This window comes from Ruegeria sp. ANG10 (assembly GCF_040705255.1).
Classification (GTDB): Bacteria; Pseudomonadota; Alphaproteobacteria; order Rhodobacterales; family Rhodobacteraceae; genus Ruegeria.
Genome location: NZ_JBFCVU010000012.1, coordinates 96,190 through 121,517, shown reverse-complemented (window position 1 = coordinate 121,517; position 25,328 = coordinate 96,190). Strand labels below are relative to the sequence as shown.

Sequence of the window (25,328 nt, the reverse complement as noted above, 5' to 3'; positions counted from 1 at the left end):
CCCGCCCCGGCCTGAAATTTCCGGTTTAGGTTAAGTTGGGCCGAGGCCGCATAATGCGCCCCCGGCAGTTTTTAAGAGGTCAGAGCCCGCCAAAGCGGGCTCTGCTTCCGATTAAACGTCGGTGTCGTCGCTGGAGTAGCTGGACGACATGTTGCCTCCAACCATGGTCGTATCGACCGAGTTACCAAGAACGTTGGCACCCATGACGATCGACTGGTTGAACGCCGAAGTATCGACGACCGCTGCGGCCGATGCGTGCGACTCACCGTTGACGATGCCATCGCCACCGTTGCCCGAGCCCCAGTCACCAGCGTTGCCACCGGCACCACCTGCGCCCGAGTTCGCACCCGATGCGTCGCCGCCTTGCTGCATGCCACCTTTGGTGTCACCAATATCGACGAAGCCGTGCGAATTACCGCCTTGGCCACCCATGGCTTGTGCAGCACCGCCGCCGCCACCGATGCCCGACGTGGACGTACCGTCCGATGTACCGTATCCGGTAGCCGTTGCATCGTTGTCGGAGCTGCCAGCACCGCCATAGCCAGAGATTGCGTCAGCCATCGCGTCTGCGGATCCGTCAGTGTCCGCAACCGCCCAAAGGCTGGAAGCCGCGCCATCACCGGCGTCGTTGTCGGCGTCTACAGACCCGGAACCGCTGGCATCCGAAGTTGCATCCAGATCCAGTGCGCCGCCGCCGCCACCGACACCGTCGGCCATCGCGTCTGCGGATCCGTCAGCATCTGCGGAACCGTCGGAATTGTTGGATCCACCGGCACCGCCCGTGGAATCCGCATCCTGGTTACCGACACCTTGAGCATCCGCAGTCGCATCTGCGTCCGCGTCCGCGTCACCACCGTCACCTGAACCACCGGCTCCGTTACCGCCAGTTCCGCCACCGGTGACGTTCTCGTTCAACGCGTTACCGCCAGTTCCAGGTCCACCGGCACCGCCACCATTTGACGGAGCTTCGAAGTCGTCGTCAGGGCTGCCAGCACCACCGGCACCACCGGTACCCGCGCCGCCAGTTGCGTCGTTATTGCTACCGTCGCCGCCATTGGCATTGCCACCGTCACTGTTGCCACCGTCGCCGCTGGCGTCGCTACCGGCAAGGCTGCCCGCAAGACTACCTGCAAGGCCCAGACCCAAGTTGCCGGCACCGCTGTCGCCGCCGTCTGCGTCTCCAGTCGAGGAATCGACGTCTGCATCGCTATCTTGATCAGCGTCAGCATCGGAGTCATTGTCACCGCCGGTTGAGTCGCCGTCATTACCAGCGCCCGACAGACCAACACCAAGACCCAGACCGATCGACCCGGCATTACCGCCGTCACCACCGTCACTGTCAGCATCCGACGCGTCCGAGTCACCGTGATTGTCGGCACTCGAGTCGGCACTTGCATCGCCGCTGTCGCCACCGTCTCCGGAACCGTCAGCACTTGCGTAGCCTTTGCCAACATTCAGACCCAAGGTTGTTGCATCACCCGAGTCGCCGCCGTTTCCGGCATCTGCGTCGGCGTCAGCATCACCCGCTTCGCCACCACCGGCATAGGCAGATGCGCCTTTGGTGTACGACATTGCATTGCCGCCATCGGTTGATCCACCGTCACCGGAGTCACCGCCGTCTGCGTGTGACGCAATACCTTCAGCAGCATTGGCTTCGCCACCATGGGCATCACCGTGCTGTTCAAATGTACCACCGTCATTCGACACACGTGCCGCGCCCAGATGGTCATCGTCATTCAGGTGGGCCACTTGGTTGTTGATGGCCAGCATGTCGTTGCCTTGACCGTCCAACGAGATATCCAGGTTCATGTCGTCGCCCGGATCATAGTTAAAGTCGTTTCCGACGGTGATAATGTCTTCGACTGAGCCGCCGTCATATACGTCGACATCAACCAGATCATCGTCATTGGGGCGGAGACCTTCCTCACCAAAGTCGATGTTTACAGAGTTGGAGTTGTCGTTGGTGTTGTCACCATTGTACTGATGCTGATCCTGATCTTGCTTCTGCTTTTGATCCTGATCCTGGTCCTGATCAGCGACCTGCTCCTGATCTTGCTTCTGCTTCTGATCCTGATCCTGGGTTTGGTCCTGATCTGCAGTCTGTTCCTGATCCTGAGTCTGGTCTTGCTCATTCACGTTCGCATCAATTTCTGCGTGCTCAACGTCCACGTCTGCTTCGACATGAACATATGCTTCATCGACTTCTACTTCGCCGATGGCTGTAATATCATTGACGGGTTGTTGATGGTTGCGTCTACTCATTTCAAAATTCCACTTTTTAAGCGCCCGACCGTCATTCATCTACAAAACGGCTACTGGCGCAGTTGAAACAAAAAATCTGAGCATTCAGGCGCAATACGCGCATGAAGCGGTTTCATTTAGTTGATTCGTTCACCACCTTCCTTTCCCGGCTAAGCCGATGCGTCGTCCGCGATAATTGAGATTCGTGCAAATTCACGAATCGCGGACACGTCAGGAACCAAGCTTCTCAAATTGAAGCAGGGACATGGTTGCAGCGGGAAGGCTGTCTGAATAGCTGCCCTAAAGCATTAGATAGTTTAAGATACTGATTTAATTTCATATTTTGAAAATTAACTCAAAATTAACACGCAAATACACGAAAATGCGGCGGAAATTCGGCCAATCGGTTAAATCCATAATTTTTCTCTACTTTTACGAGAAGGGCCATGGCGAACCTAATCAATAGTTCTAGTCCCTATTGGCAGGGCGATACGAATTATTGATGAAAATTAGACTTTCAGGTATAGTTGGTCACGATTGACGGTTAATTTGCCGTTAATTTGCGTTCTTATTGTTGTTTACGATTTCGCCACCGATTTTGTGGCGTCGGTTTATAGGGGGAAATAATGAGCAATCCGTTACAGGATAATATTGCCCAACTTGATGTTAGTACCGAAGATTTCTCGATCAATTTCATCGGCAAGGAACTCTTCTTTTCCAACCAGACACTGCGAAGCGTTCAATCCGAATTCGGTGTGGCCGCTCATCGGTATGACGACATCGCCGATCTGAAAATTGCCGGCGCCCCGGTTGCCGCGGCTGGCAAAGTGGTTGTTGTCGACCAGATTATGTTAGACGATTTGCTGGCCCGCCCGCACGTCTATACCGAAGCAACCGGATCAGGTTGTTTGGCCTTTGCATACCGCAAAGAGGACTCGGCCCGTTTTCTGTTCGAAAACTGGGATCGAGGGCAGTACGGGGATGTCGGCTATCTTCCTATGAATGTTGCACCGGATGTGTGGCGGTCCATTCTGCGCCTGCTGATGCATGAGGAATTGTATCTGCCCTGCTTTATGGCTGATTGCGTGACAAATCTGCAAAATCAGAACAAACCCCGCTTGCTGCGTGAAACACCCGCAAAGCCAAAGCAAAAACCAAAGAAACCTAACCCGATCTATTCCCGGCTGACGCGGCGGGAAAAACAGGTTCTGCATCTTGTCTCGAAGGGGCAAAGCAACAAGATCATCGCGTCGAACCTCGGCATCACCGAGCACACGGTAAAGCTGCACATGCACAATGTTGCCGGTAAGATCGGTGTAAGCAACAGGACCGCGGCGGCACAGTTCTATTTCGAAGTGGCGTCTGATGAAGCGCACGGACAAACCATTGACTGAGACGCTGGAAACCCGCTTTGACCGCTTAATCTTGCTGGTCGGCAAACTGAACTACATGTGGACCAACACAGAAAGCCTGTTGATCCACCTGATTGCCGGGCTGAGCGGCACCAACAAGGACGTCGCCGTTATAATCTTTTTGACGCTCAACACGACGCGCGCCCGGATCGATTTGGTTGAACGTCTTGCCAAGATGGAAGGTCGCCCTGCCGAAATTCGCGATCCGATCCTGGCCCACACGCAACGGCTGGCCAAACTGTCGTCCATTCGGAACAGGTATAACCATTGCATCTATTCCTTTGACGCCGACAGCGGAAACCCCAAGACCATCCTGATGCGCATTGCGGACCGAAAGACCGATATAAAGCTGGGGCGCGAAGACACGGTTGACGAAAAGGCCATTCAGGAAATCGAAAACATCGTAGCGCAATTGTCGACGGCAAACCGTGATATCTGGCGCTTGATCAACCAACTTGGCTTTCCAGTCTAATCACACATCAAGCGAACCTTACAGAAAAGCCCGTTTCACTTGCCATCCTTCTTGCTGAACAGTCGCCGCGTTTCCTGCCAAGCCGGCTGCAATCTCAGACAAAGGCAATCTGGCACCATCTCATTTCAGTAAAAATTGGTGCGGATGGCGGGGATCGAACCCGCAAGCCCTAGGGCGAGGGATTTTAAGTCCCTTGCGTTTACCAGTTTCGCCACATCCGCGTGCCACCAAAGCTGTAAAGCGGGTGACTTCCGAAACTCATACTGCCAACCAAAGTGATTGAAAAGCCGCAAGTTGCTTGCCGCCAAGAGAACCGGCAAACATCCCGGCTGCAAATGCTTGCGTGGGCCAAAAGGCATGCAGCTTGTTGCCGACCTATGCGCTTGCTACGCACCCTCATGTGATTTCCCAAAATGATGCGCAAGCTTTACTCAAAACAGTATCACACGCGCCAGGGTTGCATGCTCATTAAAGCGTCGCTACTCCGGGGGGTGTTTGATTGAGATGATTCATCAAGGTCCCTGAATGTTATTATGAAGAAAGAACAAAAGTCCTTTCAGGACCGCGTTACAAGCATCAATCAGCGCGCCGAAGTGGCCGCCAGCAAAGCCACTGCTGTCAGAACAGACAGCATCTGGTTACGATTGGCATACCCCGGTTCTTTCATCGGAGCCTTTTTCCTGGGTGCCTTTGCGGTTTTTCTGACACGCTATTTTCAGTCTCAGTTGGTTAACGTACCCGGAAGTGGGCAACCCGGCGCGCAAGACATTGTCGGAATCGGGCTTGCAAGCATGGCCGGTCTGTTTGTTTCGATGCTTTTCAAAGGTAAGCAAAAGGAATTCGCCAGCGCCTGCACGCTAGGTGTTTTGCTGACCACATTTACCTACCACAATGCAGTCTGGGCCTACCCGGAATCTTTCGAGCAGGTTTACGGAGAAGATTGGGTGGAGTTCATACAAAGTATAACGAAACCTTCCAGCATCTATTTTTTCGGCAATACTATCGAGTTGAGTTGACCAATCGGCCTCTGCTCAACCGCTCTCGACCTACGTCGCCCAGACAAGCCTTGCCGATCCGCAACCCGTCTTGCACGTGACATAGCTATGAAACCGATCCGGTCCTCAGCTAGCAGTTGATCTCAGATGTGTTATAGCGGTGCGAGAGGTACTCTGGCACTCGTCGGATGAAGTAGCAGATACCATTCTTTGCGAACGAGAAGGTTACTGAAATGTCCGTCGCCATGACCTACGCCCGCGTAGGTTCCTCAAGAAATCGAGGCGTTTCAAAAGATTGTCGAGAGAGATGGTGCCCCCACACGGACTCGAACCGCGGACCTACTGATTACAAATCAGTTGCTCTACCAGCTGAGCTATAGGGGCACTGGGTGTCGATTACTTTCTCTTGTTGGAGACTGCAAGCCCATATTTTTATCTAAACTTAGTGAATGTCGGATTTCTTGGCAACGCGAAGAAACAACCCGGCAGAATGGTGTGGATTTGACTGTTCCGACCGCAGGCTGTAACCCGATTAAAAGAGTTGAAAGCAAGGACAAGAACCGAAAATGAAGGTTGCTATCCACGCGGGCGCGGCTTTTACAGATGAAGGCCGCGTGCTGAACTCGTTGAAGAAAAACTCAGGCATCCTAAAAAATAACGGGGTCAAGTTTTTTGGCGCGCGGCGATACAACTGGACCTTCAATCCTATATTCGAAAAGTTAGGAACTGAGGCCGTCGACTTATCCCAAAACCTCAATAGCATTCTGCCAAACGATGCACATACCCAGCGCGCGATCTTTTCCAGCGGAAGATTCGCGGGTGAACCGGCTGATGCCTTGCAGGAAGGGCAGCTGTATCCTTTAGCCGGTCGCAGAATGGCTCTGTTGGAGCAAGCCTTTGATGACAATCAAGTTGAATTGTTCATAGGGCTCAGAAATCCGGGCAGCTTAATCCCCAAACTCCTGATGTCGCTGCCCGAAGGTGAGCGTGCCGAAATTGTTCGAAACACTGACCTGAGCTGCCTTAGCTGGATCGGCATGATCGAAGACATTCAGGACCTCGCCCCCAGCGTTCAAATCACATTGTGGAGCAATGAGGACACCCCGTTTATCTGGGGGGACATTATACGGGCTTTGACTGGCTTGGACGACAGCACGACGCTGGTGGATGAATATGACCTGTTGGCGACTTTGCTGGATGAAGCCGGACAAAACAAAGTGCTGGCGCTGAGCAACCAAATTGAACCGCAGGACAAGTCAGTCCTGCATGAACAGTTGGCTCAAATCTTTGAAGAGCACGCGCTGCCTGAGAAAATCGAGGAAGAGTTGGACTTGCCCGGCTGGTCCACCGAAATCGTGGACGCGTTTTCCGAACTGTACGAACAGGATCTTGAACGGCTTGGTGCCGTACCGGGCGTGCGTGTTCTAAAACCCTGATCGTGAATGTGAAGGACCCGCATGACAAGAAACGTCAGACGGGTTTGGCCTCGGTTCAGCTCATGCCCAGCGCTTCCTTGTACATCTCAAGCACTGCCTCTTCTTCGGCAATATCGTCCTTGTCGCGCTTACGCAGCGCGATCACCTTGCGCATGACCTTGGTGTCGTAGCCACGGGCTTTGGCCTCGGCCATCACCTCTTTTTGCTGTTCCGCAAGGTCTTTCTTTTCTGCGTCCAGGCGTTCAAAGCGTTCGATGAACTGGCGCAGCTCACCCGCGGTAACACGATAATTCGCAGTGGCCTGATCTTCGGTCATGTCATCCATTAATGTCTCTCCCAGAGGTGGATATCTGATGCTGTGACAGCGGGTACTACGCCGGATACATTGCTGCCGCACGGGCCGCAAGCACCCAATCCTGCCGGGCTTGTGTGACCAGTGGCGATCCGCTAAGCGCTGGTGGAATTGACAAGCAAATGTGGGGAACCATGTTCGAATTCATCACCTGGGGCGGTGCCGCCCTGTCGCTTGCCGGGCTCTGCGGCCTGGTTTGGTGTATCCTGCGAGTGATGAAGGCGCGCAAGTCCGGCCTGTCGGACGAGGAACTGCGCGCTGTTGTTCAAGGTGTACTGCCGTGGAACCTGGCATCACTGTTTTTGTCGGTTCTTGGCCTGATGGTGGTGATCGTCGGTATTTCTTTCGGCTGACCGTTGAATTCAAACGGGCAAATTGTCAAAGCGCGCTTCCATCGCGTCTTCGCAAAGGGCTGCATCCAATTGGCGCAATCGCGACGGGACATGCATTCCCTGCTGGCGCATCCTTTGAATCACCTTGGCCACACTCGGTTGCAGTGCCAGACGTGTATCCAGGCACGCTCCGCTGAGTTTTTCTTCAAGTTGTTCGGCTTCTGAATATAAATTGACTGACGACATTTCTATCCTCCCAAATGTCTTCATTTAGTCTGATATATGTGACCGTTTTAAGACCCGTTTAGATTGCCACACAATCGCGCGGAAAACCGCCTGTTCGTCGGACTATTTTTGCGAGCGGGGGCGATTTGATTAAATTTTACTCGAAACGCGGCTACCCTGCTTTGACCCGCATCAAGTCACGCAGTGTTGATTGCAATATATTCCGTAATTGATATATGAATTACCGACATCGGCGGAGGACCACATGACACCGAAAGTAAAAGCGTTTTTCGACCCAGAGACCTTTACGGTCTCTTACTTGGCGCAGGAACCCGAAGGGCTTGCATGCGCGATTATCGACAGCGTCCTGGATTTTGACCACGCCTCTGGCCGGACCGGCACGCACGCAGCCGATAAGATCATCGAGTACGTGCGGGCGAACAACCTGCGAGTTGAATGGATTCTGGAAAGCCATGTGCATGCCGACCACCTATCCGCTGCCCCCTATCTGCAGCAAAAGCTGGGCGGCAAGGTTGGGATCGGGGATCAGATCGTTACCATTCAGGAAACCTTCGGTAAAATCTTTAACGAAGGGACCGAGTTTCAGCGGGACGGCAGCCAGTTCGACGCCCTATTCCGCGAAGGCGACAGCTTTCACGTTGGCCAGATGCGCGGCGATGTTCTGCATACGCCCGGCCATACTCCGGCCTGCCTGACCTATGTGATTGGCGATGCCGCGTTTGTCGGCGACACTCTGTTCATGCCCGATTTCGGCACGGCGCGCTGTGACTTTCCAGGTGGGTCGTCCGCTACGCTATACGAATCGATCCAAAAGATCCTGGCTCTGCCGGATCAAACGCGCGTCTTTGTCGGGCATGACTATATGGCGCCGGGGCGCGACGAATATGCTTGGGAAACAACCGTGGGAGAGCAAAAGGCGTTGAACGTCCATATTGGTCAGGGACGCTCGATTGAAGAGTTCGTTGAAATGCGCGACGCCCGTGATGCAACACTGCCCATGCCCCGTCTGATTCTGCCGTCGCTGCAGGTGAATATGCGTGCAGGTCAGATGCCGCCAGCCGATGAAGATGGCGACGTTTTCTTGAAACTGCCACTGAACAAACTCTGAAACATTGGCGGCTGTCGCGCAAAGGACAAACAATGCAACCTGAATGGATATGGGGTCTTGGCGGAGGTCTTCTGATTGGGCTGGGTGCTGCCCTCTATTTGCTGGGCAATGGGCGCATCATGGGGGCAAGCGGTATTCTGGGCGGACTGGTCGACGGCAGTGATCGATCACTTGAAAGGCTGGCTTTTCTTGCGGGGTTGATCGGAGTGCCCTTCTTGCTGCGGCCCCTGCTCTTGCCCGCGGCCCAAACTCATCTGACCGGGAACATCACCCTCGTGATTATCGCCGGCCTATTGGTAGGCTTGGGCACACGCATCGCCAATGGGTGCACGTCGGGGCACGGCGTTTGCGGGATATCCCGATTTTCCCTGCGGGGCATCGTCGCCACAATCGTCTACATCATGGCTGGGGTCGTAACGGTTGCCCTGCTGCGCCATGTCTGGGGGCTGATCTGATGCGCGTAGTCATTTCATTTCTTGCAGGATCGTTGTTCGGAATCGGCCTGCTGATCTCTGGTATGACCGACACAACCAAAGTGCAGGGCTGGCTGGATCTGTTCGGACAATGGGATCCAACGCTCGCCTTTGTGATGGCTGGCGCAATCCTTCCCATGCTGGTCGCATGGCGGTTGACGGCCAATCGCCGCCCACTGATCGGAGGGAGGTTTCCGCAAAAAGCCGCACCGGAATTGGACTGCCAGTTGATCTTTGGCTCTGTTCTGTTTGGCATGGGCTGGGGATTGGTCGGGCTGTGCCCCGGACCAGCCCTTGCCTCGCTTGGCTATGGGGGAGTTGGCGGAATTGTGTTCCTGATCGCCATGATTGTGGGCATGGTTGCGGCCCCCACCCTTGGTGCGCAACTGGACAGACCCGCCAACGCGGCCTAAGCAATTGCCATGGAGATTCGCCCGATTACCCCCCGCTACGCCGTCTCGCCGCAAATTTCGGTCGAAGACGTCCCAGCCATCGCCGATGCTGGCTTTGTCAAAGTGATTTGCAACCGGCCCAATGTCGAGGTTCCTGCGGACATGCAATCAGACACCATCGGCGACGCGGTGCGCGCGGCGGGTATGGAATACGAGGTTCTGGAACTGACCCACCAGACCATGACCCCGGAAAATGTGGCCCTGCAACGCGAGTTGGCCGAAAGCTGCGGCGGGCCGGTTCTGGCCTATTGTGCCTCGGGCACGCGGTGTTCGGTAGTGTGGGCGTTGGGGCAGTGCGATCGGATGAGTGCGGACGACATCCTGAACGCGACCACCAAAGCGGGGTACACGCTGGACAACCTGCGCCCGATCCTTGAGCAGATCCGCGGCGACACTGAGTAAACTAGCTAGGATTATTGGGATCGGTTGTGGGCGTCGACAACCCGGCCAGCTGCGAAATTTCGGCAACCATTTGATCCGAGTCGGCGAAATTTAGGTTCGCTTCCAAATCCTCCGGTGCGATTGAATCCAACGAGACAGGCATCTGCGACATCTTTGGTTGTGCGGGTATGTCCGGTTCCTGATGTGATGCCACAGGCGACCGTGCCTCCAGAAACTCCTCGGCTTCAGACTGGGTCAGCGCCGTAAGCGGCGCGCATTCGTTTATGCGCACCGCGCGCATCCCGCCACATTGCCCCAAGCGACCAACGGCAGCGCGCGCGCGGTCGATCGTCAAGACCTGTGCCCGATCCAGTCGTGATCCCGTCAACGGCAGCACATCCCCCACGGCAAGGTCAGACAGCGACGCCAACGGCAGGGTCATTCTGCAGATCACCGCGTTCAACTCTGCCCGCAAAACACCCGAAGCCTGTTCAAGGTTGGGACCCGCATCCTCTTGCCTGACCTCGCCCTCCTGCTCTGCCGGATGATCGGGCAGGAAGACAGAAATCTGGCCCTGCCGCAGGCCACCGCCCAGTTCCACGGTAAGGTCAAAGACCCGATAGGAATCTTCAACCATCGCCAGCGACAAGGTGCGCAGATCGGCCAAACGTGTGGAAAATTCATACCCCGACAAACTGGATTGATCCAAAGGCGCATCCACCAGTTCCACAGACCGTGCCAAAACCTGCTCGAGCAACGGGGCAACCATCGCCCCATCTGTGTGCGTGAAGGCACGTGGCGCAGGATCACCCGCCACTACCTCACCAATCGTTTGCACCTGAACTATGGCTGAAACAGCGCCCAGATCCATGCAGACAGCGGCAGAGACCCCATCGCTGTTCACAAACTGCAGCATCAACCAATCTTCCCCAACCGGCCCCGCCAGCATGTCCGGCATGCGGTTGGATTGTTTGGCCCCTATGACAACCAGCGGCAATTGCAGATTGTCCCCGGCCGCGCGGGCAAAAGCCAGCCGCAGCGCCCGCAAGATCGAGCGCGGCTTATCGCCCTGCTCTTCCCGTCCCGCTGAAAGCTTGCGCGCCAATGCTGCGCTGACCGTTTGCGACATTCCCGAATCCGCTGTGTTTTTTCACGTATGACACCCGGTCTAACCCGCTGCTGGTTACGAATGTCTTTACAAGCACATCACTGCGCAGCCTGCCGATAGGCCAGTGGCAATCGAACACGGAAGGCCGCCCCGCCTTGGCCGGGCAAATAAGTAATTTCACCGCCCAAGCGCTGCATGATCTCGCGGCAGATCGCCAACCCCAATCCGGCCCCCCCGGCCTTGTCGACGCCAACACGGGCGAATTTTTCGAACACCATCGAGCGCGCCTCGGGAGGGATGCCACTGCCGTTGTCGGCGAAATCAATCACCACTTGCCCGCCAACATCATGGGCCGAGATTGTCAGCTCGGGCTCTTCGGCGTCGCAATATTTCTGAGCATTGGAAATCAAATTGATGAACACCTGCCCCAGCCGATCCAGATCGGTTAGCAGCGGGATACGCTCGGACGCTTTCGAGCGTTTGACGGTCAGTGTTTGCCCGGTTCCGGCCAATGCACTCGACACCGCCCGATCCAGAACCGAGCGCAACGTATCCCCGCCCACGTTCAGGCTGACCTGTCCGCTTTCCAGCACGCTCAGATCCAGAAGATCATCCAACAATCGCGTCAGACGCAAAGCTTCGTCATGTATGATCGCGGCATAGCGCGTCTGTTCTTCGGGGCTCAGCCCGTCGGTATCACGCATGATCTCGGAAAACGCGCGGATCGAGGTCATGGGGGTGCGCAGCTCGTGACTTACTTGGCTAAGGAAACTGTCCTTCTGCTCCGAGATTTGCGTGAGCTTGGTGTTTGCCTCGCGCAATTGCCGCGCGGTGCGGGACAGCTCGGCGGACTTAACTTCAAGCTGGCTGGAATATTCCAGCAACTGCGCGGATTCGTCGGCAACCGCCAAAAGGTCTTCGACCGAAACAGATGATCCCCCGACAATCTGGCCAATCATCGCATGCGCCGTGGCCGCACCGACAGAGCCGCTGAGCTCCCGTTCCAGACGTTCCAGGAAGGCAGGCGTGGGTTCCGGCAGGCTAGAACGACCACCCTGCTGTTCTGCCTCGGCATGAAAGAAGTCTTGCGCCGGGCCCGCCCCCAATATCCGCTGGGTCATAATCATCAGATCTTCGCTCTGCGCCACCGATCCCGTCCAGCCGCGCGGCGCGACCGAATGGTCAAAAACGTTGACGAATTGCGCCCCTTGCAGGCGTTCCAACGGGCTGGGGACGCTTAGCAAAGATGCAACGCAGAACGCCACCGTGTTCAGGGACAGCGACCACATTACGGTGTGTACCATCGGGTCCAAACCTTCGATCCCGAACAGGGCCTGCGGGCGCAGCCAGCCCCAACCGAAGGGCCCGTTTTGAACGACCGTTTCGGGTATCAGCGCCCCACTCACCCCCGGCAACAGCAATGTGTATATCCAAAGCAGGAAACCCACCGTCAGCCCCACCAGCGCGCCGGTCCGCGTAGCACCGCGCCAGAACAGTCCGCCAACAAGCGCAGGCAATATCTGGGAAATCCCTGCAAAGGCCACCAATCCGATTGACGCCAAAGCCGCGCCGCCACCGGACAGGCGGTAGTAAAAGAAGCCCAGCGCCATGATGACCGCAATCGACACCCGGCGTGCCATCAGTACGACATTCCGAACGTCCCCCGAAACCGAGCCGGACCCTTCCTGCGTACTCAGCCAGATTGGCATGACCAAATGGTTCGACACCATGGTCGACAATGCCATTGCGGTAACGATGACCATCGATGTGGCCGAAGAGAAGCCGCCGATAAAGGACAACATCGCCAGCCAGTCATTGCCTTGAGACAAGGGTACAGTCAGGACAAACAAATCGGGGTTTGACCCTTCGGGCATCAGGTCCAGACCAACCACCGCGATCGGCACCACAAAAAGACTCATTAACAGCAGATACAGCGGAAAGGCCCAGGCGGCGGTCCTCAGGTGCCCTTCATCCGCGTTTTCGACAACCATCACCTGAAACATACGCGGCAAGCAGATAAAAGCCGCGGCGGAGAGGAAAATAAACGTGGTCCAGCGCCCTGCATCCACATTCCACTGACCGATCTCAGAGGCGTCGATCCGGTCCATCATCGGCCCCACGCCCCCCGCGACACCCCAGACCACAAAGGCACCAACCGCCAAAAGCGCGAACAGCTTGACCACGGATTCCAATGCGATGGCCGTCACCACCCCGTGGTGCCGTTCATTGGCATCCAGGTTTCGTGTACCAAACAGGATGGCAAAGATGGCCAACCCCGCAGCAACCCAGAAAACGCTGGCGCCTTCGCGATACAGGCCCGAGGGGTCAGCCTCAGCAAAGATAGAAAACGACAGGGTAATGGATTGCAGTTGCAACGCGATATAGGGGGTTCCGCCTAACACGGCCAAAATGGTCACGCAGATCGCCAGCGTATTGGATTTGCCATAGCGTGAGGAAATCAGGTCAGCGATCGAAGTCACCCTTTGGCTACGCCCGACCCGCACCAGTTTGCGCAGCCCCCACCACCAGCCGACCATCACCAGCGTTGGCCCCAGATAAATGGTCACAAACTCTAACCCCGACCGCGCGGCATTTCCCACGGCGCCATAGAATGTCCAGGCCGTGCAATAGATCGACAGCGATAGCGTGTAGATCAGCGGAGACCGCAGCCACGCCCCGCGCCCGGCCGCCGCCATCCGATCCGCGGCAAATGCGACCCCGAACAACAGTACGACATAGGCAAGGCAGACCAGAATCAGGACGTTCAGCGTGGCCATCAATCCGTCTCGGGCTCGGAATCGTCCGGAATGGCCATACGTCGGGCGGCAAAGCCAAACACCAGGCTGGCGACAATCAGGCCTGCCCAGCAGGCAAAGATGTAAAAGATCGCTGAAGACAGAGGCACCCCTTCCGGCGCACCCGGCTCATCTGGCCATAGCAACGGAATGGCTAGCAGCGCCGCCCCAAAAAAGGGCAACAGGCGCGCGGCGTCTGACAGCCTGCGGCGGCGATAACTCTGCCGCTCAAGAAACAGCGAAGGCCGAACCCCCGAGGGCGGCCGGTCTTCGCCAGTGCTCATGACTGTGTTGCCTGCGCATGCAGGTCGCGCACTGCCGTCAGCATCTCGGTATTGGAAAACGGCTTGGTCATGAAGCGGCTGACACCGGCGTTTTCGGCCATTTCACGATCTCGGGACTGGCCGCGGGCTGTCAGCATCAGAACCGGAAGGCCCTGCATATCCTCAAGCTCACGCAAGTCGCGTAGAATCTCCATCCCGCTTTTGCCCGGCAACATCACGTCCAGAATGACCAGGTCGGGGCTTGCCCCCTGAATGACCTGCAACGCATCCGCACCTTCGGCATGGGTTTCCACCTGCCAACCCTCACGCGTCAGTAGAAACCGAATGGCCTCGGCGATGTTGGGCTCATCCTCAATTAACAGAACCTTACGGCTCATTATCTGTCCTCCCCGTGACGGGCTACAAACTGGCAGACCCGTCACCGACAGCTTAAGCGCAGTGTCAGGAAACTGTCAAAAACCTTCGCTCAGAATGGACGGTTCGCGCCGCGACTTGCAGTCGCTGTGCGGGCAGACCCTGCAACTGGGCCCAACCCGGGCCACGGCCTGTTCGTCCTGCGCCACGTCTTCAACCGAGCGTACCAGCATCACCGAGCGGTAAACTGGCCCCTCGTCGTATCCGGAGACGAATTGTGGCCAAGCATAGGCATAGCAGTCGAAAACAGCAGCCGTTCGACCAAGCTGTACAATGCGTTGCCGAATGGGCACCAAGGGCCTGTTCAGGGCCTGAAACAACGGCCACAAGGGGCAGGCTTCGCCAAAACGCGGCATGGCAAAGCCGGGGGCGGATTTGCTGAACAGAATGCTGCCGGATGCGTCACACACCACCAGACCCGTCGGGCGGCCCAGATACCCGTCCGGCAGGGCCGCCAACCGACGCAGCACCGTCGCAAGATCCACCGAAAACCGGGACGCCAATTGCAGCGGGTTCAACGCAGATTCTGCCAAAGCCGCTTGCACATCCTCTAGTGGCATGGCTCGGGCATCTGCAGCATAGATGTCAAGAAAGTCCCGTGTCAGGGATTTGGCTGTCGCCGAATCCAGATCGCTCAGATCAATTTCAGCGCCGGGCCCGCCCTGTTCGATCAGCGGGAAATGATGTCCGTTGGCGTCAAAGAACGCTTCGACATCCTCCAGCGGAACGCCCCGATGATCCCCGGCAGAATCGCTTTCATCAAGGTAAGCCACAAGCGATTTCGAGCTATCCGCCAAGCGTTCCGCATCCTGATGCAGGTTGCTGTGGAACCGGTCCCGCCATTCGGGTTCGATTTCCTGCGTGTCTGCCAGAATAGCCGCGGTTGAACGAATCGCAGCAGCGGTCGACAGGACCTCGTGCATGGACGCCGCCAGATGGGGATCATGGGTCAACCTGTCGGATAATGTTTCGACTGTGCGCTCCAACGACACCACACGCCGATGCATCTGGGCCAGTACACCCGCCCATCCAGGGAACCGGCCCGCGAATTCTTCTAACCCGTCCAGTTCAGCCTGTTGACCAACGGCATCAGCCGCCGCCTCGCGTAGCGCGGCAATCAATGTGGCTTCGATCCCCTGTGTCAGCACCGAAGGTTCCACCGCCAGCACCGTCGCTATATCGACCAGCAACTTGCCACCGATCCGGCGGCGGTTGTGTTCGATAAGGTTTAGGTAAGACGCGGATATCCCAACCCGCCGCGCCAGCTCAGCCTGGCGCATCCCGGCGATCTGACGCCTTTCCCGAATGCGACTGCCTGTCAGCGTATCGCGCATACCCTTACCCCCATCTTACACGAACTTATTTAGCCATTTCTTGAGGATGTTTTCAAAACTTGTTTTTCTTTTCTATTAGTTATGCACAAATTTTCACAGCCACTTTACAAATTTAACACATCTGCACGCCGCATCGTCCGCCAGCCATGATCAGAATCTGCGTACGGCCCCTTCTCATTTCACCCAATTCCCGGCACGATAGCTGGATGAGCGACCCCGCCTTCGAATATGCACCAATCGGATTAGTCGAATTGGAAAACCGGATTATCCGGCGCTGCAACCTGCAGTTCGCCCGCACCTTTGGCGGCGAGGTTGCGGACTATCGGAACATGCCTCTGTTGCATCTGTACCCCTCGGTCGCCGATTGGGAACGCATAGGCGCACGCAGCCTGCAGGTGATGCGCGACACCGGGTATTACACGGATGAACGTGTCATGCGGCGGCGCAACAGCGACCTGTTCTGGTGCCGTGCCCGTGGGCGCTCGTTAACACCGGACGACCCGTTCCGACATGGCATCTGGAGCTTTTCCGACATCTCGGAAGAACGTCCCCTGGTCGAGCTGACTGTTCGCGAGCGTGAGGTTGCCATCATGTCTTGCCGTGGCCTGTCCGCAAAAGAAATCGGGGTTGAATTGGGTCTTAGTTATCGCACGATCGAAGCCTATCGCGCACGCCTGCTTGAGAAATTCGGGGCACGCAAACTACCCGAATTGGTGGCGAAACTTTCAGGAATGCCGCTGTAGCCCCTTTCCCCCCGCGAAAACTTGGGTAAAACCCTTATCTGTCAGGCCGAGACTGCGCTTTTCATGGCCGGGCGCTTGGCTTATAACGCTGCGTAATTAGACCAAAGCCCGCAGGAACAGACGGGCCAAAGGGGAACCGTCGAGGACACTCATGACAGACACCAAACACGAAGCGGATGTGGCATTCATCAAGGCACTGGCTGAATTGCTGCGCGAAAACGATCTGACCGAATTGCAAGTCAAACGCGAATATGGCGAGGAAGACAGCCTGAACGTGCGCGTCAGCCGCATGAACCAAGTCGCCGCTGCTCCGGTTCAGGTTGCCGTTCCTGCCGCAGCCCCGGCCGCGCCCGTTGCTACCCCTGCCGCCGCGCCTGCAGCAGCCGAAGCCCCCGCCGCACAGGAAGATCCGGCCAGCCACCCCGGCGCCGTAACCTCGCCCATGGTCGGCACCGTGTATATGCAAGCTGAACCGGGTGCACCTTCGTTCATTTCGGTCGGCGCGTCGGTCTCCGAAGGCGACACGCTGCTTATCGTCGAAGCGATGAAAACCATGAACCATATCCACGCGCCCAAAGCAGGCACCATCAAGCGTATTCTGGTTGGTGATGGTGACGCTGTGGAATTCGGCACTCCTCTGGTCATCGTTGAGTAAGGCGGGCCCATGTTCGACAAAATCCTGATTGCCAACCGAGGCGAGATCGCCCTGCGCGTCATCCGCGCCGCGCGCGAGATGGGGATTAAAACGGTCGCCGTGCATTCAACCGCCGACAGCGACGCTATGCATGTGCGCATGGCGGACGAATCGGTGTGCATCGGCCCTCCGCCCAGCCCGCAGAGCTATCTTTCGATGCCCGCGATCATCTCGGCCTGTGAAATCACCGGCGCACAGGCGATCCACCCCGGTTACGGCTTCCTGTCCGAGAATGCCGAGTTCGTGCAGATCGTCGAAGATCACGGCATCACCTTCATTGGTCCCACCGCGGAACATATCCGCATCATGGGCGATAAGATCACCGCCAAGGACACGATGAAACAGCTGGGTGTGCCCTGCGTTCCCGGTTCTGATGGTGGTGTGCCTGACCTGGCGACCGCCAAGAAAATCGGTGAGGATTTCGGCTATCCCGTCATCATCAAAGCCACCGCAGGTGGCGGTGGGCGCGGCATGAAAGTCGCGATGAACGCCGATGAAATGGAAAGCGCCTTCATGACCGCGCGGGCCGAGGGCAAAGCCGCCTTTGGCAATGACGAGGTCTATATCGAGAAGTATCTGACCACGCCGCGCCACATCGAAATTCAGGTGTTTGGCGATGGTAAAGGCAAGGCGGTTCATCTGGGTGAACGCGACTGTTCGCTACAACGTCGTCACCAGAAGGTGTTTGAAGAGGCGCCCGGCCCCTGCATCACCCCGGAAGAACGCGCCAAAATCGGCAAGGTCTGCGCCGACGCCGTGGCCAAGATCAACTATATCGGCGCGGGTACCATCGAATTCCTGTACGAAAACGGAGAGTTCTATTTCATCGAGATGAACACCCGTCTTCAGGTTGAACACCCGGTGACCGAAGGTATCTTTGGCGTGGATCTGGTCCGCGAACAAATCCTCGTTGCTGCGGGTGAGGATATGTCGTTCGGTCAGGACGACCTGGAGATCAACGGCCATGCCATCGAGGTTCGGATTAACGCTGAAAAGCTGCCCAACTTCTCGCCCTGCCCGGGCAAGATTACGGCCTATCACGCACCCGGCGGTCTGGGCGTGCGGATGGATTCGGCGCTCTATGATGGCTACTCGATCCCGCCCTATTACGACTCGCTGATTGGCAAGCTGATCGTGCAAGGTCGTGACCGGGCCGAAGCGCTGGCGCGCCTGGAACGTGCATTGGGCGAGCTGATCGTGGATGGCATCGACACGACTGTGCCGCTGTTCCACGACCTACTACAGGAACCCGATATTCACAGCGGCACCTACAACATCCACTGGCTGGAGCGCTGGCTTGCGGAGAATATGCCTGATTAACACACTGGGGGCGAAGGGCTGCTGTCCTTCGCCCTTCGAGCATTCTGCATGAGCCTTTCCCCGGAACTTTTACTGCACGGCTATTCCATCGGCATTTTTCCGATGGCCGAAAATCGCGATGCGCCAGAATTGTTCTGGGTTGATCCCAAGTTTCGCGGTGTTTTTCCATTGGATGGATTCCACGTCTCGCGCAGTCTTGCACGCCGTATCCGAAATTGCGGGTTCTCTGTCACCATAGATCAGGATTTTACCGGCGTGGTCGACGGCTGCGCAGATCGCGCCGACACCTGGATCAATGCCGAACTACGCGAGTTGTACATACAAGTTCATTATTCAGGCTATGCGCATTCTCTTGAAATTTGGGAAGACGATCAATTGGTTGGCGGTGTTTACGGCGTTACATTGGGGGCCGCTTTCTTTGGTGAAAGCATGTTCTCACGCCGAACAGATGCGTCAAAAATCGCGCTGGCTTATCTGGTGGACCGACTGCGCCAAACCGGGTTTCAACTGTTTGACACGCAGTTTTTGACAACCCATCTGGCGTCCTTGGGTGCAATTGAAATTCCGCGCTCGCAATACCGTCAGGAATTGGACGAGGCCTTGAACGCCAACGCAGATTTTACCGCGCCTTTAGTTCAGTCACCCGAGGGCGTGATACAGCGGATCACCCAGACGTCATAGCGTGCATGATCCAGTGCATTCAGCGCCGGTGACGTGGCAATCATCCAACCGTCAAACAATTCATCCGACTTGCCTTTTTCCCAGACCGTCAGATAGGCAAACGCGTCACCTGTCGGATTATCGACAGGATAGCGGCAATCCCCCAACGCAACATCCAGGCCGAATATCTCTCCGGTCTGACCGTTTTGCATTTCGACATCGACGGTTTGGCCGCTGACTTTATCCAGCCCTCGTAAGATCGCGCCGGGACCGGATTGAACCTTTTCCTGCGCTGATGCACCAGAGGCGGCCAGCAGCGCAGCGATCAGGGCAAAACGCCTCATTCGCCGCTATCCCCGGCCACGAATTTGACCAGCAATGAGATCAGGCTGACCGCGCCTTGGGTATCTTCGACCTGATCGCCCGGTTCGAAATAGAAAGGCGAGCCACCGGGCATCACCTCAACGAAATTGCCGCCCAGCAGCCCTTCGGAAGAGATCACGATGGCGCTGTCATCAGGTACAAGAATGCCGTCCCGGATCGTAAATGTCGTGTCCGCACGATAGGTGTCTGCGTTTAGGGTAACACCGGTTACCGTGCCGATCTTGACCCCCGCCAGACGTACATCCGTGCCGACACCGACACCTTCCAGCGACCGGAACGAGGCCCCCAGTTGATACCCCTCACCGCCTTGCGACAGACCGGTGGACTGGCTTGCATAGACGCCAAAGGCGACGGCACAGGCCAATACGGCCCCACCGACAAAAACTTCGGTCACGTTATAAGTAGACATTGCTCGCCTCGTTTATTCCGGGCTCCAGGCCTCATAGTCTTTGCGCTCGATCGGGTCTTGCCGACGCAGAGATCCCGCAGGCGTATATGCCAGCGCGGTGCCCGTCAGGTTCTCTTGATGGGGTTTTTCCCAGGATTTGTGCTGTAATGGCTTGTCGGTTGGCGGCTCATCCCAGGTGCGGTGCAGCCAGCCGTGCCAATCGGGGTCGATCCGGCTGGCCTCGGCCTCGCCGTTGAAAATCACCCAGCGTTTGCTGTCATCGGCGTTCTTGTAGAACACGTTGCCTTCGTTATCCTCGCCGACCTTAACACCCTTGCGCGCGGTATAGATCTGCGTGTTCAGAGTGGCCCCGTTCCACCAGGTTACGGCCCGCAATAGCGTGTTCAGGATTCCCATCAGCTGCCTCCGGCATTTTTGTCCCCGCAGATATGGACCAAAGGCACGCCAAGGTCCAGTGTCACAAGGGCCGCACTCACTATTCCGGCAAATAAGCCGTTACTTCGATTTCGATGCGATATTTTGGGTCAATCAACCCGCATTCGATCATGGATGTGGCCGGAGGGTTTTCTCCGAAATACTCTCGCAATATTGGCCAGCAGGGTTCGAATTCGGCGCGGTCCGGCAGCATGTATGTTACGCGAACAACATCAGCAAAGCTGGCCCCAGCCTCGCTCAGGGCTTTTTCGATTATCACCAGAGCTGCGCGACATTGCTGGGTCACATCATCGCCCTGCCCAACCGTTCCAGCCACATGAACCCAGCCACCGGCTACCACCGCACGACAGTAGCCTATCTTGGCCTCAAATTCTCCGCCCGAGGAGATACGTTTAATCGTCATGATCCCTCCAAAAGAAAACGGCGCGGTCCATGCCGCGCCGTGAATGCTAATTCGTTTTGAACTTAACCAGCCGAAGCCGATTCCGCCGCATCCGCGTAGATAATCAACGGTTGCTTGTCGGACGACACAGCCTCTTCGTTGACCACAACCTCGGTCACGTTTTTCATGCCGGGCAGTTCGAACATCGTATCCAGCAGGATGTCTTCGAGGATCGAGCGCAACCCGCGCGCACCGGTCTTACGCTCAATAGCCTTCTTGGCAATCGCCTTCAGCGCATCGTCGGTGAAGGCCAACTCGGCATCTTCCAGTTCGAACAGGCGCTGGTATTGCTTGACCAGAGCGTTCTTGGGCTTGGTCAGGATGGTGACCAGCGCATCCTCATCCAGATCTTCCAGCGTCGCCAGAACCGGCAGACGACCGACAAATTCCGGGATCAGACCGAATTTTAGCAAGTCTTCGGGCTCCAGATCCTTAAAAATCTCACCCACACCGCGTTCATCATTGTCCCGCACATCGGCACCAAAGCCCATGGCTGAACCCTTGCCACGCTGTGCGATGATCTTGTCCAGACCCGCAAACGCACCACCGCAGATGAACAGGATGTTTGTGGTGTCCACCTGCAGGAATTCCTGCTGCGGATGCTTACGACCACCTTGCGGCGGAACACTGGCCACGGTGCCTTCCATCAGCTTCAGCAGCGCCTGCTGCACACCCTCGCCCGACACGTCGCGCGTGATCGAGGGGTTTTCGGACTTGCGTGTGATCTTGTCGACTTCGTCGATATAAACGATGCCGCGCTGCGCGCGTTCGACATTGTATTCGCTGGCTTGCAGCAGTTTGAGAATGATATTTTCGACATCCTCGCCCACGTAACCGGCTTCGGTCAGCGTGGTGGCATCTGCCATGGTGAACGGCACGTCCAGAATCCGAGCCAATGTCTGCGCCAGCAAGGTCTTACCGCAACCCGTCGGGCCGATCAGAAGGATGTTGGATTTCGCCAACTCAATATCACTGCCCGCCTTTTGGGCGTGATTCAGACGCTTGTAGTGGTTGTGAACCGCAACCGACAGAACCCTTTTGGCCGTTGCTTGACCGATCACATAGTCGTCCAGAACCTCGCAGATATCTTTCGGGGTCGGCACCCCGTCCGAGGATTTCAGCCCGCTGGCCTTGGTTTCCTCGCGGATGATGTCCATGCACAGTTCGACGCATTCATCGCAGATAAACACGGTCGGTCCGGCAATCAGCTTGCGCACCTCATGCTGGCTCTTGCCGCAGAAGCTACAGTAGAGCGTGTTCTTGCCGTCACCGCCTGAATTCGTCGCCATGTTCTACCTTTCGGGCTTCGTCCATGCGGCCCATCCTGAACCGCGCTTGCCACCTGTTGGTGCAGCTTAGGCCAGCACCGAGACGGCTACAATCTCAAAATGCGCCCCCGCACCACCGGTCCGGGGGCTTAAACTCAGGCCTCGTCGCCGTCCATTTTGGCGCGGTTTTCAACGATTTCGTCGATGTGACCCCAATCTTTCGCCTCTTCCGGGCTCATGAAATTGTCACGATCAAGTGCTTTTTCAACTGCCTTTTTGGTCTGGCCCGTATGACGCACGTATATGTCATAAAGGCGATCCTTCAGTTTCTGTGTCTCGGCTGCGTGAATCATGATGTCGCTGGCCTGACCCTGATACCCGCCGCTGGGCTGGTGGACCATGATGCGGCTGTTGGGCAGCGAGAAACGCATGCCTTTTTCGCCACCAGCCAACAAAACCGACCCCATCGAGGCCGCCTGACCGATTACCAATGTCGAACATTTCGGCTTGATATACTGCATTGTGTCGTAAATCGACAAACCCGAGGTCACCACTCCACCTGGCGAGTTGATGTAGATCGAGATCTCTTTGCTGGGGTTTTCCGCCTCAAGATGCAGCAGCTGTGCCACGACAAGATGGCTCATCCCGTCATGGATCGGGCCGTTGATGAAGATGATCCGCTCTTTCAAAAGGCGCGAGAAAATATCGTAGGCCCGTTCGCCCCGGCTGGTCTGTTCGACCACCATTGGGACGAGCGTATTCATATAGGTATCAACTGGATCGAACATTCTGAACCTGCCTGCTTTGCTATGGATCGGGACATTACCCGAAGAAACGTTACCTGAGTCTTAGTGTCGCCATCGGGGGGCTGCAAGGGGGACCGGATACTTCACCCCCTATCGCCGTGCTTTAAGGCCCAATCCCGCTGTCGCCAAAGTTATCGCGGTGATGTCCATCAAATTTCATCGCTATCACATCACATCATTTTGATCCGTGCATATGGAAATACATGATCAAAATATGTAACCAAACATATCGCGTAGCGGATCCATTCAGAACAGCACTCACCCCGCTTACGGAAAAAAGGAAACAAACGATGGCCCTTCCCCAGCTTTCGCAAAATATGCCCCCCGAGTCGTTCGACAAGATGGTTGCCAACGCGACGCGCGCGTCGAATTTCCTGAAAGCCATCAGCCATGAGGGGCGCTTGATGATCCTGTGCCACCTGGTGTCTGGCGAGAAATCCGTGACCGAATTGGAAGAATTGTTGTCGGCGCGTCAGGCTGCCGTGTCCCAGCAATTGTCGCGCCTACGCCTTGAGGGGCTGGTGACGCCCCGCCGCGAGGGCAAGGCGATCTATTACCGTCTGGCGGATGACCGTCCGCGCCGCATGCTGGAACTTGTCTACGACATGTTCTGCGGCGAGGAAAAAGGCTGAACCGTCAGCCTTTTACGATCCGTTGGCACAGGCCTGATAACCGTCGACCAATGCGCGCAACAAGTCCGTGTATTGACCTGCGCCGGGGTTGATGGCCACGCCGATCGGGTCCAGTTGATAGATTGCGGCGCCCGTTCCCTCGATCGCAGTTTTCACCAAACGAGTGTCGTATTGCGGTTCCGCAAAGGCGCAGACGATCTGATCTTCGGCGACTTTTTCCTGCAGGGCGGCCAGACGCGCGGGTCCCGGCGCCGAGGCATCGCCCAAGCTGACGGACCCAGAAGTTTCCAAGCCAAAGCGCTTTTCGAAATACTGATAGGCATCATGGAATGTGATGAAGCTGCGTGCCTGCATGCCGCTTAAGTCAGCAGCTATTTCATCCTGCAAGTCAGCCAGTTCGACATCGGCGGCCTGTGCATTGTCTCGATACTGTTGCGCGTTTTCCGGATCAGCGGTCGCCAGAGTTTCCGCGATCACCTGAACCCAAACCCGCGCATTTTCGGGGTCCAACCAGGCATGCGGATCTATTCCGTCATGGTCATGACCGTGATCATCGTGGCTTGCGTGCCCTTCTTCGTGGTCGTCGTGGCCTTCATGTTTGTCTTCGGCATGATCGTCATGACCTTCATGATCGTCGTGATCAGCGTGGCCGTCATGATCAGCGTGGTCGTCATGCTTGGCGTAATCCTCGTGGTCGTCATGATCGGAATGGTCGTCATGCTTGGCATGATCATCGTGATCATCATGATGATCCTCTTCATGACCCTCTTCGGTAACATCGCGAAAATCGTAAAGAACTGTTCCATCTGTATCCAGCAAGGTCACAAGCTGCGCATCCTCGGACAATGCACTCAGCGGCTTGGCCATCCAGGGGGTCAGTTCTTCACCGACCCAGAACACCACATCCGCCGATTGCAATGCACGCGCCTGCGAAGGCCGCATCGCGTTACTGTGCGGCGAAGCACCCGGCGGGATGATCAGATCCGGCGATCCTACCCCATCCATGACGCGTGCCACCAAGGAATGAATCGGAGCAATGTCAGTGGCGACCTTTGGGGCTTCGGCTGCAGCTTGACCTGCCAAACCGGCACCAATTACACAGAGGGAAAAACGGATCATACGCACTCCAAGATGATATGTTATCACATACTTCGGGCGCTTGATAAGCTTGGTGTTATAACATATCAAGCAGAAAATACCCGGAGCGCATCACCATGAGCACAGTTGGCTTCAGACAACACGACCACACGCATTGCGTTCACACAGCTCTGGCTCAGGCCGACGCAAAGTGCAAAGCGCAGCGCCTGCAATTCACACCGGTCAGGCGTCGCGTACTTGAGATTCTGCTGGAAAAACACCGGGCAATGGGTGCCTACGACATCCTCAGCGTGCTGTCCGCCGAGGGGATGGGTTCGCAACCGCCCGTGGCTTATCGCGCACTGGATTTTCTGGTGCAGAACGGGTTTGTCCACCGGATCGAACAACTGAACGCCTATACCGCCTGCGCCCACCCGACCCATGACCATATTCCGGCCTTTCTAATCTGCCGATCGTGCAAAGCTGTTGCCGAAACTGAAACCGAGCTGACGCAGGGGCGTTTGGGCGCTGCGGCCAGCACCTCGGGATTTCAGATCGAGCGGGTTGTGGTCGAAGCCGAGGGTCTGTGCCCCGAATGCATTGGGGATCAACCGTGACAAAAA

General features: G+C 56.6%; 30 protein-coding genes and 2 tRNA genes. 15 read left to right on the top strand and 17 right to left on the bottom strand.

The window, feature by feature from the left end; genetic code table 11:
• Nucleotides 1-111: 111 nt before the first annotated feature.
• On the bottom strand, nt 112-2,262 hold the full coding sequence (locus tag AB1A64_RS20175) for a hypothetical protein (protein WP_366553600.1): 2,151 nt from the start codon (nt 2,260-2,262) through the stop codon (nt 112-114).
• Between the two features lie 605 nt (nt 2,263-2,867).
• Here AB1A64_RS20175 and AB1A64_RS20170 point away from each other — a divergent pair.
• A complete protein-coding gene (locus tag AB1A64_RS20170; protein ID WP_366553598.1) occupies nt 2,868-3,635 on the top strand; it encodes a response regulator transcription factor in 768 nt (255 codons plus the stop codon).
• Complete coding sequence (locus AB1A64_RS20165) at nt 3,607-4,125, top strand: hypothetical protein (protein WP_366553596.1); 519 nt, start codon at nt 3,607-3,609, stop codon at nt 4,123-4,125. The genes AB1A64_RS20170 and AB1A64_RS20165 overlap by 29 nt, the downstream gene beginning before the upstream one ends.
• Nucleotides 4,126-4,261: 136 nt before the next feature.
• Here AB1A64_RS20165 and AB1A64_RS20160 read toward each other — a convergent pair.
• Nucleotides 4,262-4,346 (bottom strand) — tRNA-Leu (locus tag AB1A64_RS20160).
• Nucleotides 4,347-4,658: 312 nt separating this feature from the next.
• Here AB1A64_RS20160 and AB1A64_RS20155 point away from each other — a divergent pair.
• Nucleotides 4,659-5,141, top strand: coding sequence for a hypothetical protein (locus AB1A64_RS20155; protein WP_366553594.1), 483 nt, complete (start codon nt 4,659-4,661; stop codon nt 5,139-5,141).
• Nucleotides 5,142-5,428: 287 nt separating this feature from the next.
• Here AB1A64_RS20155 and AB1A64_RS20150 read toward each other — a convergent pair.
• Nucleotides 5,429-5,504, bottom strand: a tRNA-Thr gene (locus AB1A64_RS20150).
• Nucleotides 5,505-5,686: 182 nt separating this feature from the next.
• Between AB1A64_RS20150 and AB1A64_RS20145 the strand changes: the two genes are divergently transcribed.
• Nucleotides 5,687-6,556 (top strand): hypothetical protein, encoded by an 870-nt coding sequence (locus tag AB1A64_RS20145; protein WP_366553592.1) that lies wholly within the window; start codon nt 5,687-5,689, stop codon nt 6,554-6,556.
• Between the two features lie 55 nt (nt 6,557-6,611).
• On the opposite strand, the gene AB1A64_RS20140 is transcribed toward AB1A64_RS20145, so the two are convergent.
• Nucleotides 6,612-6,881 carry a DUF2312 domain-containing protein gene (locus tag AB1A64_RS20140; RefSeq protein ID WP_058282431.1) on the bottom strand — a complete coding sequence of 90 codons (270 nt, stop codon included), beginning with the start codon at nt 6,879-6,881 and terminating at the stop codon, nt 6,612-6,614.
• A gap of 161 nt (nt 6,882-7,042) precedes the next feature.
• Between AB1A64_RS20140 and AB1A64_RS20135 the strand changes: the two genes are divergently transcribed.
• A complete protein-coding gene (locus AB1A64_RS20135; RefSeq protein ID WP_170351324.1) occupies nt 7,043-7,261 on the top strand; it encodes a hypothetical protein in 219 nt (72 codons plus the stop codon).
• A gap of 9 nt (nt 7,262-7,270) precedes the next feature.
• Here AB1A64_RS20135 and AB1A64_RS20130 read toward each other — a convergent pair whose 3' ends face one another.
• On the bottom strand, nt 7,271-7,510 hold the full coding sequence (locus AB1A64_RS20130) for a hypothetical protein (RefSeq protein ID WP_366553590.1): 240 nt from the start codon (nt 7,508-7,510) through the stop codon (nt 7,271-7,273).
• A 220-nt stretch (nt 7,511-7,730) separates the two neighbouring features.
• Between AB1A64_RS20130 and AB1A64_RS20125 the strand changes: the two genes are divergently transcribed.
• From AB1A64_RS20125 to AB1A64_RS20110, 4 genes are read left to right on the top strand one after another with little or no spacing between them, the layout of a single operon-like run.
• Nucleotides 7,731-8,594: an MBL fold metallo-hydrolase gene (locus AB1A64_RS20125; protein WP_366553588.1), complete on the top strand. Its 864-nt coding sequence runs from the start codon at nt 7,731-7,733 to the stop codon at nt 8,592-8,594.
• Nucleotides 8,595-8,626: 32 nt separating this feature from the next.
• Entirely contained in the window at nt 8,627-9,049 is a 423-nt protein-coding gene (locus tag AB1A64_RS20120; protein WP_366553586.1) for a YeeE/YedE thiosulfate transporter family protein, read from the top strand.
• Complete coding sequence (locus AB1A64_RS20115) at nt 9,049-9,480, top strand: DUF6691 family protein (RefSeq protein WP_366553584.1); 432 nt, start codon at nt 9,049-9,051, stop codon at nt 9,478-9,480. Before AB1A64_RS20120 ends, AB1A64_RS20115 begins: the two co-directional genes overlap by 1 nt.
• 9 nt (nt 9,481-9,489) lie before the next feature.
• Nucleotides 9,490-9,921 carry a TIGR01244 family sulfur transferase gene (locus AB1A64_RS20110; RefSeq protein ID WP_366553582.1) on the top strand — a complete coding sequence of 144 codons (432 nt, stop codon included), beginning with the start codon at nt 9,490-9,492 and terminating at the stop codon, nt 9,919-9,921.
• 1 nt (nt 9,922) lies between these two features.
• Here the strand turns inward: AB1A64_RS20110 and AB1A64_RS20105 are convergent, their stop codons facing one another.
• The 5 genes from AB1A64_RS20105 to AB1A64_RS20085 form a co-directional block, all read right to left on the bottom strand.
• Nucleotides 9,923-11,029, bottom strand: coding sequence for a FliM/FliN family flagellar motor switch protein (locus AB1A64_RS20105; protein WP_366553580.1), 1,107 nt, complete (start codon nt 11,027-11,029; stop codon nt 9,923-9,925).
• A gap of 77 nt (nt 11,030-11,106) precedes the next feature.
• Nucleotides 11,107-13,785, bottom strand: coding sequence for a sensor histidine kinase (locus tag AB1A64_RS20100; RefSeq protein ID WP_366553578.1), 2,679 nt, complete (start codon nt 13,783-13,785; stop codon nt 11,107-11,109).
• Complete coding sequence (locus tag AB1A64_RS20095; RefSeq protein WP_366553576.1) at nt 13,785-14,087, bottom strand: hypothetical protein; 303 nt, start codon at nt 14,085-14,087, stop codon at nt 13,785-13,787. The genes AB1A64_RS20100 and AB1A64_RS20095 overlap by 1 nt, the downstream gene beginning before the upstream one ends.
• Nucleotides 14,084-14,464 carry a response regulator gene (locus AB1A64_RS20090; protein ID WP_170379195.1) on the bottom strand — a complete coding sequence of 127 codons (381 nt, stop codon included), beginning with the start codon at nt 14,462-14,464 and terminating at the stop codon, nt 14,084-14,086. Before AB1A64_RS20090 ends, AB1A64_RS20095 begins: the two co-directional genes overlap by 4 nt.
• Nucleotides 14,465-14,539: 75 nt before the next feature.
• On the bottom strand, nt 14,540-15,835 hold the full coding sequence (locus AB1A64_RS20085) for a short-chain fatty acyl-CoA regulator family protein (RefSeq protein WP_366553573.1): 1,296 nt from the start codon (nt 15,833-15,835) through the stop codon (nt 14,540-14,542).
• A 206-nt stretch (nt 15,836-16,041) separates the two neighbouring features.
• On the opposite strand from AB1A64_RS20085, the gene AB1A64_RS20080 reads away from it, so the two are divergent.
• From AB1A64_RS20080 to aat, 4 genes are all read left to right on the top strand, one after another.
• On the top strand, nt 16,042-16,578 hold the full coding sequence (locus AB1A64_RS20080) for a helix-turn-helix transcriptional regulator (protein WP_170351335.1): 537 nt from the start codon (nt 16,042-16,044) through the stop codon (nt 16,576-16,578).
• 151 nt (nt 16,579-16,729) lie between these two features.
• Nucleotides 16,730-17,233 carry an acetyl-CoA carboxylase biotin carboxyl carrier protein gene (accB, locus tag AB1A64_RS20075; RefSeq protein ID WP_366553571.1) on the top strand — a complete coding sequence of 168 codons (504 nt, stop codon included), beginning with the start codon at nt 16,730-16,732 and terminating at the stop codon, nt 17,231-17,233.
• 9 nt (nt 17,234-17,242) lie between these two features.
• Nucleotides 17,243-18,592 carry an acetyl-CoA carboxylase biotin carboxylase subunit gene (accC, locus tag AB1A64_RS20070; protein ID WP_366553569.1) on the top strand — a complete coding sequence of 450 codons (1,350 nt, stop codon included), beginning with the start codon at nt 17,243-17,245 and terminating at the stop codon, nt 18,590-18,592.
• A gap of 48 nt (nt 18,593-18,640) precedes the next feature.
• Nucleotides 18,641-19,273 carry a leucyl/phenylalanyl-tRNA--protein transferase gene (gene aat, locus AB1A64_RS20065; RefSeq protein WP_366553567.1) on the top strand — a complete coding sequence of 211 codons (633 nt, stop codon included), beginning with the start codon at nt 18,641-18,643 and terminating at the stop codon, nt 19,271-19,273.
• On the opposite strand, the gene AB1A64_RS20060 is transcribed toward aat, so the two are convergent.
• The 6 genes from AB1A64_RS20060 to AB1A64_RS20035 form a co-directional block, all read right to left on the bottom strand.
• Nucleotides 19,228-19,596, bottom strand: coding sequence for a DUF2155 domain-containing protein (locus AB1A64_RS20060; RefSeq protein ID WP_366553565.1), 369 nt, complete (start codon nt 19,594-19,596; stop codon nt 19,228-19,230). The genes aat and AB1A64_RS20060 overlap by 46 nt on opposite strands.
• Entirely contained in the window at nt 19,593-20,045 is a 453-nt protein-coding gene (gene mlaD / locus AB1A64_RS20055) for an outer membrane lipid asymmetry maintenance protein MlaD (protein WP_366553563.1), read from the bottom strand. Before mlaD ends, AB1A64_RS20060 begins: the two co-directional genes overlap by 4 nt.
• 12 nt (nt 20,046-20,057) lie before the next feature.
• Nucleotides 20,058-20,441, bottom strand: coding sequence for an NADH:ubiquinone oxidoreductase subunit NDUFA12 (locus tag AB1A64_RS20050; RefSeq protein ID WP_366553561.1), 384 nt, complete (start codon nt 20,439-20,441; stop codon nt 20,058-20,060).
• A 79-nt stretch (nt 20,442-20,520) separates the two neighbouring features.
• Nucleotides 20,521-20,883: a RidA family protein gene (locus AB1A64_RS20045; protein WP_366553560.1), complete on the bottom strand. Its 363-nt coding sequence runs from the start codon at nt 20,881-20,883 to the stop codon at nt 20,521-20,523.
• Nucleotides 20,884-20,945: 62 nt separating this feature from the next.
• Nucleotides 20,946-22,211 carry an ATP-dependent Clp protease ATP-binding subunit ClpX gene (gene clpX, locus AB1A64_RS20040; RefSeq protein WP_170332602.1) on the bottom strand — a complete coding sequence of 422 codons (1,266 nt, stop codon included), beginning with the start codon at nt 22,209-22,211 and terminating at the stop codon, nt 20,946-20,948.
• 134 nt (nt 22,212-22,345) lie between these two features.
• Nucleotides 22,346-22,978: an ATP-dependent Clp protease proteolytic subunit gene (locus AB1A64_RS20035; protein WP_058282412.1), complete on the bottom strand. Its 633-nt coding sequence runs from the start codon at nt 22,976-22,978 to the stop codon at nt 22,346-22,348.
• A 308-nt stretch (nt 22,979-23,286) separates the two neighbouring features.
• Here AB1A64_RS20035 and AB1A64_RS20030 point away from each other — a divergent pair, with 308 nt between their 5' ends.
• Entirely contained in the window at nt 23,287-23,628 is a 342-nt protein-coding gene (locus AB1A64_RS20030; RefSeq protein ID WP_170362562.1) for a metalloregulator ArsR/SmtB family transcription factor, read from the top strand.
• Between the two features lie 12 nt (nt 23,629-23,640).
• Here AB1A64_RS20030 and AB1A64_RS20025 read toward each other — a convergent pair whose 3' ends face one another.
• Entirely contained in the window at nt 23,641-24,747 is a 1,107-nt protein-coding gene (locus tag AB1A64_RS20025; RefSeq protein WP_366553557.1) for a zinc ABC transporter substrate-binding protein, read from the bottom strand.
• Between the two features lie 95 nt (nt 24,748-24,842).
• Here AB1A64_RS20025 and AB1A64_RS20020 point away from each other — a divergent pair, with 95 nt between their 5' ends.
• Nucleotides 24,843-25,322 carry a Fur family transcriptional regulator gene (locus AB1A64_RS20020; protein ID WP_366553555.1) on the top strand — a complete coding sequence of 160 codons (480 nt, stop codon included), beginning with the start codon at nt 24,843-24,845 and terminating at the stop codon, nt 25,320-25,322.
• Nucleotides 25,323-25,328 lie beyond the last annotated feature (6 nt).